The organism is Elioraea sp. (assembly GCF_051860475.1).
Classification (GTDB): domain Bacteria; phylum Pseudomonadota; class Alphaproteobacteria; order Acetobacterales; family Acetobacteraceae; genus Elioraea.
Map to the genome: position 1 here is coordinate 1 of NZ_JBHYDW010000170.1, position 8352 is coordinate 8352.

The 8352-nt window shown below is 70.6% G+C and carries 9 protein-coding genes; 3 read left to right on the forward strand and 6 right to left on the reverse strand.

Going from position 1 to position 8352, the window contains the following annotated elements; genetic code table 11:
• Positions 1–111: 111 nt before the first annotated feature.
• Entirely contained in the window at positions 112–1107 is a 996-nt protein-coding gene (locus ACTIFU_RS20705; RefSeq protein ID WP_439580218.1) for an ABC transporter substrate-binding protein, read from the reverse strand.
• Between the two features lie 113 nt (positions 1108–1220).
• Here ACTIFU_RS20705 and ACTIFU_RS20710 point away from each other — a divergent pair, with 113 nt between their 5' ends.
• Positions 1221–2807 (forward strand): acyl-CoA synthetase, encoded by a 1587-nt coding sequence (locus tag ACTIFU_RS20710; RefSeq protein WP_439580219.1) that lies wholly within the window; start codon positions 1221–1223, stop codon positions 2805–2807.
• A gap of 123 nt (positions 2808–2930) precedes the next feature.
• Positions 2931–3506, forward strand: coding sequence for a DUF1013 domain-containing protein (locus ACTIFU_RS20715; protein ID WP_439580220.1), 576 nt, complete (start codon positions 2931–2933; stop codon positions 3504–3506).
• Between the two features lie 21 nt (positions 3507–3527).
• Here ACTIFU_RS20715 and ACTIFU_RS20720 read toward each other — a convergent pair whose 3' ends face one another.
• From ACTIFU_RS20720 to ACTIFU_RS20740, 5 genes are all read right to left on the reverse strand, one after another.
• Complete coding sequence (locus ACTIFU_RS20720; RefSeq protein ID WP_439580221.1) at positions 3528–4850, reverse strand: TRAP transporter large permease; 1323 nt, start codon at positions 4848–4850, stop codon at positions 3528–3530.
• Positions 4850–5356 (reverse strand): TRAP transporter small permease, encoded by a 507-nt coding sequence (locus ACTIFU_RS20725; protein ID WP_439580222.1) that lies wholly within the window; start codon positions 5354–5356, stop codon positions 4850–4852. The genes ACTIFU_RS20720 and ACTIFU_RS20725 overlap by 1 nt, the downstream gene beginning before the upstream one ends.
• Before the next feature lie 55 nt (positions 5357–5411).
• On the reverse strand, positions 5412–6410 hold the full coding sequence (locus ACTIFU_RS20730) for a TRAP transporter substrate-binding protein (RefSeq protein WP_439580223.1): 999 nt from the start codon (positions 6408–6410) through the stop codon (positions 5412–5414).
• Between the two features lie 131 nt (positions 6411–6541).
• Entirely contained in the window at positions 6542–6997 is a 456-nt protein-coding gene (locus ACTIFU_RS20735; protein ID WP_439580224.1) for an OmpA family protein, read from the reverse strand.
• Positions 6978–7325 carry a hypothetical protein gene (locus ACTIFU_RS20740; protein WP_439580225.1) on the reverse strand — a complete coding sequence of 116 codons (348 nt, stop codon included), beginning with the start codon at positions 7323–7325 and terminating at the stop codon, positions 6978–6980. Before ACTIFU_RS20740 ends, ACTIFU_RS20735 begins: the two co-directional genes overlap by 20 nt.
• Before the next feature lie 64 nt (positions 7326–7389).
• On the opposite strand from ACTIFU_RS20740, the gene ACTIFU_RS20745 reads away from it, so the two are divergent.
• Positions 7390–8352 (forward strand): L-lactate permease (locus ACTIFU_RS20745; protein ID WP_439580226.1); only part of this gene is annotated, 963 nt, incomplete at its 3' end.

The following is an 8352-nucleotide window of genomic DNA, read 5'->3' on the forward strand; positions in this document are numbered from 1 at the left end:
CCCGAGCACGCCCTCCGCCAGCAGACGGAGCAGCGGCACGGCGCCAATCAACACGAGCCACAGAAGGGCGAGGGCGGCGAGCCCCCGCCCGTCACGCACCATGAAGTCCGGTCAGCTCCCCGTCAGGGCGGCGAAACGCTTCAGCGTCTCGTCGCGCTCGCGCGCCGCCCGCGCGGCATCGAGCAGCATGATGCGGATCGTGCGCGGATCGGGGAAGCCGGGCGGCGGCGCGACGGAGGGATCGGCCGGCAGGAAGCCCTGGCTGGCGGCGAGGCGCTGGCCCTCGGGCGAGAGCAGGAAGTCGAGGAAGGCGATCGCCGCCGGCACGTTGCGCGCGGTCGAGAGGATCGCCGCCGGCTCGGTGATCGCCGAGACGCCGTCCTCGGGGAACACGAAGCGCACCGGCGCGCCCTTGGCCGCCTCGCGGATCGGCAGGTAGTCGATCACCATGCCGAAGGCGCGCTCGCCGCCCGCCACCGCCTGCATCACCGGCCCGTTGCCGCCGCGCGCCTGCACCCCGCCCTCGACCAGCTTCTCGATGTAGGGCCAGCCCAGCGCCGGGTTCTGCGTCAGCGCCAGCACGTGGATCGCCGCCGCCCCCGACACCGCCGGCGAGGGCATCGCCACCTGGCCGCGCGCGCGCGCATCGACCAGATCGGCCCAGCGCGCCGGCACGAAGGGCGCGCGGATGTGGTGCATGATGCCGGTGGTGATCAGCTTGGTGCCGAAATAGCTGCGGTCGGCGGCGATGTGGTCCTCCGGCACGCCGGCGGTCTTGACCTCGGGCGCGGGGCGCAGGCGGCCTTCCGCCTTCAGCCCCTCGAAGGTCAGGCTGTCGGCGAGCAGCAGCACGTCCGGCCGTGGGCTGCCGGCGGCCATCTCGGCGCGCAGCCGGGTCATGATTGTGCCGGTGCCGCCGCGAATCCAGTCCACCTGCACGCTCGGATGCAGCGCGCGGAACGCCTCGACCGTGCGCGCGGCATCGGGCTCGAGCTGGCTGGTGTAGAGCACCAGCGTGCCCGAGACCGCGGCGCGGGCGGGGCGGAGCGCGGGCAGGGCGAGGCCCGCGAGGGCGAGGCGGGCGAGAGGGCGGCGGCCGAGCAGCATCGAGGGGACTCCCGTATTCGTGCGGCGCGCGGTGATCTATGCCGGCGCAGCCGTGCCCGGCAGGGGGCAGCGTGTGAAGATCTGATGACGTCCGCGAAGGGAGGGCGCAAGCGATGGGTCCGGCGACGGCGATGAATCTCGGCCGGCTGCTGACGCAGACGGCGCGGCGGCTGCCTGATCGGCTCGCCCTGGTCCAGGGTGACCTGCGTCTCAACTGGGCAGAACTCGACGCGCGGGTGGACCGCTTCGCCGCGGTGCTGCGGGCGCACGGCGTCGGCCATGGCGATCGGGTGCTGGTGCACAGCCGCAACACGGTGGCGATGTTCGAGAGCCTCTGGGCGGTGCTGAAGGTCGGCGCGGTCTGGGTGCCGACCAATGTGCGCCTCACGCCGGCCGAGGTCGCCTATCTCGGCGCGGCCAGCCGGGCGAAGGCGATGCTGCGCGACCGCGGCTTCGCCGCCCACGCCGAGGCGGTGCGGGCCGAGAGCCCGGCGCTCGGGACGGTGCTCGCGGTCGGCGACGCGCGGCACGGTGAGATCGATCTCGACGCGGCGATGGCGGCCGCCGCGCCGCCGCCGCCGGACCATGAGGCGGACGTGGCCTATGGCGACGCCTGCTGGTTCTTCTTCACCTCCGGCACGACCGGCCGGCCCAAGGCGGCGGTGCTGACGCATGGACAGATGTCCTTCGTGGTCGCCAACCATCTCGCCGACCTGATGCCCGGCCTTTCCGAGCGCGACTGCGCGCTGGTCTGCGCCCCGCTCAGCCACGCGGCCGGCATCCACGCGCTCGCCACGGTGGCGCGCGGCTGCCCGAGCGTGATGACCGCATCCGAGCGCTTCGACCCAGAGGAAGTGTGGCGGTTGGTCGAGGCACACCGCGCCACCACGATGTTCGTCGTGCCGACCATGCTGACCCTGCTGGTCGATCACCCGTCAGCGGACCAGCACGACCACGCCTCGCTCCGTCACCTGATGTATGCCGGCGCGCCGATGTATCGCGCCGATCAGAAGCGGGCGCTCGCCAGGCTCGGCGGCGTGTGCCTGACCCAGTACTTCGGCCTGGGCGAGGTGACGGCGACCATCACCGTGCTGCGTCCGGACCAGCACAGCCTGGAGGACGATCCGGCGTTCCCCATCGGCTCCTGCGGGATGCCGCGGACGGGGATGGATGTGGCCATCCTGGACGAAGCCGGACGCCGGCTTCCGTCGGGCGAGACGGGCGAGATCTGCGTGCGCGGCCCGGCGGTGTTCGCCGGCTACTTCGAGAATGAAGGGGCGAACGCCAAGGCCTTCGCCGGCGGCTGGTTCCACACCGGCGATCTCGGGCATCTGGACGTGCGGGGCTTCCTCTACATCACAGGCCGGGCCTCCGACATGTACATCTCAGGCGGCTCGAACGTCTATCCACGCGAGATCGAGGAGGCGATCCTGACGCACCCCGCGGTGGCCGAGGCTGCCGTGGTCGGCCTGCCGCACCCGAAATGGGGCGAGGCCGGGGTCGCGGCCGTGGTGCCGAAGCCGGGGGCGGCGGTGGACGAGGCGGCGATCCGCGACCATCTCGCCGGGCGCATCGCACGCTACAAACTACCGATGCGTATCGTGTTATGGGATTCGTTGCCAAGATCGGGATACGGCAAGGTGCCCAAGGCCCTGGTGCGCGAGCGTCTCGAGGCGCAGGGTGTGGCCTTCACCGCCTGATCCGCCCCCCGTCAGCCCGGGGTTGCCCGCATCGCGGTTGACCCGACCTGCGATTGTCTTATTTACCGCGACAGACCCAAGGCGCCGCGGGCTAGCGCCGCCGCGACCGGAAGGATGACCTCGATGACACTGCCCCTGATGCCGAAGGCGACGGCCGTCTGGCTGATCGACAAGACGTCGCTCACCTTCGAGCAGATCGCCGACTTCACCGGCATGCACCCGCTCGAGGTGCAGGCGATCGCTGATGGCGACGTCGCCGTGGGCATTGTCGGGCATGATCCGATCGCCTCGGGTCAGCTCACCCGTGATGAGATCGCCCGCTGCGAGGCTGACCCGACCGCGCGGCTCCGACTCTCCCCGATGACGGTGCAGCTGCCCAAGCCGAAGGCGAAGGGCGCGCGCTACACCCCCGTCGCGAAGCGCAACGACCGGCCGGACGCCATCGCCTGGCTGCTGCGCAACGTTCCCGTGCTGTCGGACCAGCAGGTCTGCAAGCTGCTCGGCACCACCAAGGAGACGGTGCAGAAAATTCGCGACAGGACGCACTGGAACAGCGCCAACATCAAGCCGCGCGATCCGGTGATCCTCGGCCTCTGCAGCCAGACCGACCTGAACCGCGAGATCACCCTCGCGGTCGAGAAGGCCGAGCGCGAGGGGCGTCCGGTGCCGATGCAGCCCGAGGCGACCGGGCACCATTGACCGGCGCGCCGGCGGCCTCGCTCAGTTGAGCATCCCGGGTGCCGCGAGGCGCGGGATCGCCAGCACAAGCTCCGGGAACAGGATCACCAGTGCGAGCACGCTCAGCATCGGCACCAGCATGATGCTGACGTCCTTCACGGCGTCGATCACCCTGATGCCGCCGATATGCGAGGCGATCATCAGGCAGAGCCCATAGGGCGGCGTGACCAGCCCGAAGGCGAGGCTGATGATGCCGATCAGCGCGAAGTGGATCTGGTCCATCCCCACGGCCTTGGTCATCGGCTGAAGGATCGTGCCGACGATGATGATCGAGGGGATCGCGTCGAGGAAGCAGCCGACGATCAGGAACACCGCCGCGACCATGAACCCGGTTCCAGTGACGCCGAGACCCCAGGACGCCACGCCAGCCAGCATGAACTGCGGGATCTGATAGTAGGCGAGCAGCCAGCCGAACGCGGACGCGGTGCCGACGCAGAACAGCGCGACCGACGCGAAGCGCCCCGTGTCGAGCAGCGCGCCCCAGAACCCCTTCGCGTCCATCTCGCGATAGACCACGAGCGACAGCACCGCCGCGTACAGCACGGCGATGCAGCCGCTCTCGGTCGCGGTGAACCATCCGAACAGCTTGCCGCTGACGATCAGGAGCGGCGTGAGCAACGCCGGGATCGCGTGGGCCGCCGCGCACAGGATCTCGCGGAACCCGGCGCGGTCGAACACCGGGTAGTTGCGCCGCTTGGCGTAGACATAGACCGTACCCATCAGCGCGAGCGTGATCATCATGCCGGGAACGATGCCGGCCAGGAACAGCCCGCCGATCGAGACCGTCAGGATCCCGCCCCAGACGATCATCAGGATCGAGGGGGGGATGATCACCGCGAGCACCGAGGAACACGCCGTGATCGCGACCGAGAAGCGCAGATCCATGCCCAGCTTGACCTGCGCGGGGATGAAGATCTTTGACTGGCTGGCCGCGTCGGCCGTGGACGAGCCCGAGATGCCGGCGAAGAAGAACGACAGCACCACGTTCACCTGCGCGAGCCCGCCGGGGATATGGCCGACGAGGGAGCGCGCGAACTCCATCAGCCGGTTGGTGATGCCGCCCGCGTTCATCAGGTTGGCGGTGAGCAGGAAGAACGGCACCGCGAGCAGGATGAAGCTGTTGTAGGCGTTGAAGGTCTCGCCCACGAGCAGCAGCGGGCCCAGCCGCGGCTCGATCAGCGTGATCGGCAGCACCGCGAGCCCGAGCGCGAAGGCCACGGGCACGCGCAGCGCGAGCAGGCCGAAGAACAGCACGAACAGGATCGTCGCCGCCTCGGCCGGCGACAGCACATTGCCGCCGAACATCAGGTGCGCCGCCCCGCGAGCACCAGGGCGGCGTCGATCGCGCGTTCACCGGCGAACAGCACCCAGCTCGCGCCCGCGATCGGCCAGGCGATGTGGATCAGCCAGAGCGGCAGCTCGGCCAGTTCGCTGATCCGGAACCAGGCGAAGTCGGTGTACTCCCAACCCCACCAGAAGAACGCGAAGGCGAGCACCAGGATTGCCCCGTTCGCGAGCAGGTCCAGCATGGCGCGCCGGCGCGGCGTCAGGTGCGGCCAGAGATCGACGACGAAGTGCCCTGCCTCGCGGACGCCCACCACCGAGCCCAGCATGATCATCCAGACCAGCAGGAAACGGGCCATCTCCTCGGTCCAGATGTAGTGCGGGATGAACGGCATGAAGCGGCTGATGACCTGCATGGTCACCGGCAGCACAAGGATGAGCAGCGATAAGGCGAGCAGCAGGCGCAGCAGCGCGGCGTAGAAGTCGGTGACGCGCCTGAACAGGCCGGGCGCGGTGTGGCTGGCCATTACGACAATCCGAGGATGGCGTGCCGGGGCAGCGCGGGCCACCCCGGCGCGGGCATCAGCCGACCAGTCCCTGCATCCGGGCGAGGATGCCGTCGGCGCCGATCTCCTTCGCATAGGCCGCGATCACGGGATCGACCAGGCGCTTCATCTCGCCGCGCTCGGGGAACGGGATGCGCTTCAGCCGCCCCGCACCCTCCAGCGCGACGAGCTTCTTCTCGTCCTCGCTGCTCTCGACCTCGCGGCCATGCGCGCCGCCCTCGCGGCCGGCCCGGATGATCGCGTCCTTGAGGTCGTCGGGCAGCCGGTTGAAGGTCTGCGCCGAGAAGCAGAGCGGCCGGATCGTGATCGCGTGCTCGGTCATGATCAGGTTGGGCGCGACCTCGTAGAAGCGCATCTGCTCCACGCCCGCGGCCTCGTTCTCGCCGGCCTCGATCACGTTGTTCTGGATCGCGTTGTAGACCTCGTTGTAGGCGATCACGGTCGGGCTCATGCCGGCGGCCTGGAAGGTGCGGCTCCAGATCGGCGCGCCCTGCACGCGCACCTTCAGGCCGCGCAGCTCGGCCATGTTGCGCACCACCTTGTTGGCGAAGATGTTGCGCACGCCGCCGCCCGCATAGCCGATCAGCATCACCCGGGCGCGGTTCGCGACCTCGTCGGCGATCGGCTTCAGCACGTCCTGGTCGAGCACGCGGTTCCAGTGCGCGAGGTCGTTGAACAGGAACGGCGCATCGATGAAGGGGGCGGCACGCGAGAAGGTGGACATGTGCGCGGGCGAGACGACGGCGTAATCGACCGCGCGGCCCTGCGCCATATACTCGAAGTACTGCTTCTCCAGACCGAGCGAGGAATTGCGGTGCAGCACGAAGTTGATCGGCTTGCCGTAGTAGTGCTTCACCCGCTCCTCGAAGCGCAGCATCGCCTTGTTGAAGGCATGCTCGTCGCTGAACTGCGAGGCGCCGTTCAGCGTGATCGCCTGGGCGTGCGCGGTATGCAGCGCCGGCGTGGCAAGGGCGGCCCCAGCAGCCCCGGCAAGCAGATGGCGGCGACGGATCATGCGATTCCTCCTCATCATGATGGCACCGGCGTCTCCGCACCGGCTTCGGCGTAACCATACAGTTACCGCATGCGGCGGGATAGCCCCGGTGCCGAATCGACCCCGGAGCACGAATCGGCGAGCCGGTCCGGCTACAGCGCGGGCGGGATCGCGAACACTTCGACGCGGCGATTGACGCCCGCCCGCGGATTCTGCGGCTCGATCGGCTGCAGCGGGCCGAACCCCTGGGGCTTGAGCCGCCGGCGTGCGACACCGCGCGAGACGAGGTAGTCGACGACCGCCGCCGCGCGCAGTTCGGACAGCGCCATGTTGCGGCCGAGCCTTCCGGTGCTGTCGGTGTGCCCGTTGATCTCGTAGGTGTGGTTGAACAGCCTCGGGTCGTTCATCGCCTCGGCAAGCGGATCGAGCACCTCACGCGCCTCGGGCCGAAGCGCATAGCTGCCGAGGTCGAAATTCGCGCTCAGGACGATGCCGCGCGCGGTCAGCGCAGCGATCCGCTCGGTCTCGGGACTCGCGCAGCCCGCCACGGTCGCGAGCGCGAAGCCGCCGAGGAGAAGCAGGCGGCGGTCAGCGGCCGGCCAGGGCATCGACGATCTCCTGCCGCGACGGGGTGCGCCCGCTGAGGTCGGTGGTCGGGGCGCCAGGTCGGCGGACCAGCCCGAGCCGGTCCATGATCGCCTCCGCGTCCGGCGGCGGCGTTCCTTCACGATCGAGCACGGAGCGTGGCAAGGGGTAGGCACGCTCGAGCGTATCGAGGGCGATCGCCCGGGCCTTCGGATCGGTTCCCGCCAGTGCCTCGGCGGTCGGGGGCACGCCGGCACGGCGCAGGACTTCGCCCACGGCGCTGTCCGGTGCCTGGGCCTGGGCGGCCGCGGCGACGGCGAGGAGTGGCAGGGCCAGCAACGGGCGGTTCATCCGGTCGCTCCTGTGGTTGGACGGCGCACGATACCACCATGCGCATGGCAGGCGGATGGCACGCATGCCGATCCGGCCTCGCCGGGCGAGCGGTGGGGCTGGTATGGGCCGCTGGACCGAGGCCGACAACGAGGTTCGGAGGAAGAGCTTGGCCGGGACCTGGCTGCACGCGCTGATCGCCGGCGCGCCGATCCTGCTGGTGTTGGTGCTGATGGTGGGGTTCGGGCGCTCGGCCGCGGTGGCCGGGATCGCCGGGCTTGCGCTCACCGTGGCGCTGGCGGTCGGCCTGTTCGGGCTCGCCGCGGGCGCGCTGGCGGGCGCAGGGCTGGAGGGGGTGTTCCTCGCCGCCACCATTCTCTGGATCCTGCTGCCGGCGCTGGCGATCCACGGGCTTCAAGAGGCGCGGGGGACGCTCGCCACCCTGCGCGACGCGCTCGCCCGCGTGGCGTCGGGGACGGCGCTGCAGACCATCCTGATCGGCTGGTTCTTCGGCCTGTTCATGGAGGGCGCGGCCGGGTTCGGCACGCCGGTGGCGCTCGCGGCGCCGCTGCTGGTGGCACTCGGGGTCGAGCCCGCGCGCGCGGTCGCGATCGCGCTGATCGGGCATTCGCTCGGCGTGTCGTTCGGCGCGGTCGGCACGCCGGTGATCGCGCAGGCCGAACTGGTCGAGCAGAGCGAGGCGGCGATCGCGGCGGCGACCGCGCCGATCCACGGCGCGCTCGGTGTGATGCTGATGGCCGCGGTGCTGCTCTCGGCCGGCGCGACCGGGGCGGGCGCCTGGGGCTGGGGTGTGCTGGGGGCGGCGCTGTTCCTCGCGCCGATGGTGGCGATCGCGGTGCTGATCGGGCCGGAGCTGCCCACGCTCGGCGGCGCGCTACTCGGCGCCCTGGTGTTCGTGGCGGTGGTGCGCCGCTTCGGCCCGCGCGAGCCGGCCGGGCAGGCGGTATCGGGCCGGGGGCTGGCGCGCGCCGGCGCGCCCTATCTCGTGCTGATCGCCCTGATCCTGCTCACGCGCCTGGTGTCGGCC